We start from the raw sequence: 895 nt of genomic DNA on the forward strand, positions 1-895 counted from the left end.
CCCTTATTTCACTTACTCTCTAATATCTTCATGCCCGAAGGCAATCGCTATCTATTTTTGCTCTTACTCTTTACTTTATTCTCACAATATGTCAAAGAACCTTGTGTAAAATCTCTGAATAAATCCAAATCCTCTACATCGTTTCCCTTATTTTCTACTTCCGTTGAAGTAGGAGGGAGGGTAATTAATTGGTGGAGAATAACGGATTCGAACCGTTGACCCCCTGCGTGCAAGGCAGGTGCTCTAGCCAGCTGAGCTAATCCCCCAAGTTTAATTGGGTTTTATTTGTTAATCTCTTCATTTCATTAGACTCGTTTGTCTAATGCGGTACGCTTTGTTTTTTCGAGCAAAGAATAACGGATTTAACGCGGTCGGCTAGCCTGTTGACCCCCTGCGTGCAAGGCAGGTGCTCTAGCCAGCTGAGCTAATCCCCCAATTTTACTCGGGACTCTTATTCTCTTTAGTAGAGAAAACGGATTCAACGCGAACGGCCAGTTCGTTGTGCCCACTAGTGCAGGCTTGGTTCCTAGCTTTTTGAGCTAATCCCCCGTTATTGGCTTTCATCTCCAGCTTGCCCCAACAATTTTGTTGGTGGGCCTGCGTGGACTCGAACCACGGACCTCTACATTATCAGTGTAGCGCTCTAACCACCTGAGCTACAAGCCCGCTTTTTTCTTCTGTTTTCTCAACAATATCTTGAAAATCTATCTTTCTAGATTTTCCTTTAGGCGTGTGATAAAAGTACTCTGGAAGCATATAAGAATCCTCATATACTTAAGTTAAATAGCTTCTCCAGAAAGGAGGTGTTCCAGCCACACCTTCCGGTACGGCTACCTTGTTACGACTTAGCCCCAATTACCTGTTCTACCCTAACTGGCGGTTTAACGGCCAGCTT

At 44.2% G+C, this 895-nt stretch carries 1 protein-coding gene, 3 tRNA genes and 1 rRNA gene; 1 reads left to right on the forward strand and 4 read right to left on the reverse strand.

The genetic code is table 11. From position 1 onward, the window contains the following. The coding region (locus G9H65_RS13390) for a hypothetical protein (RefSeq protein ID WP_205753317.1) at positions 1 to 219 on the forward strand (219 nt) is incomplete at its 5' end. Here the strand turns inward: G9H65_RS13390 and G9H65_RS13245 are convergent. The 4 genes from G9H65_RS13245 to G9H65_RS13260 all read right to left on the reverse strand — a co-directional run. Continuing rightward, positions 190 to 266: transfer RNA gene (locus tag G9H65_RS13245), tRNA-Ala, on the reverse strand. The two genes, G9H65_RS13390 and G9H65_RS13245, sit on opposite strands and share 30 nt — an antisense overlap. A gap of 81 nt (positions 267 to 347) precedes the next feature. Beyond that, positions 348 to 434 (reverse strand) — tRNA-Ala (locus tag G9H65_RS13250). Positions 435 to 589: 155 nt separating this feature from the next. Next, positions 590 to 666 (reverse strand) — tRNA-Ile (locus tag G9H65_RS13255). A gap of 130 nt (positions 667 to 796) precedes the next feature. Next, a 16S ribosomal RNA gene (locus tag G9H65_RS13260) occupies positions 797 to 895 on the reverse strand; the annotation flags it as partial.

The organism is Aquirufa ecclesiirivi, assembly GCF_011250515.1.
GTDB lineage: Bacteria > Bacteroidota > Bacteroidia > Cytophagales > Spirosomataceae > Aquirufa > Aquirufa ecclesiirivi.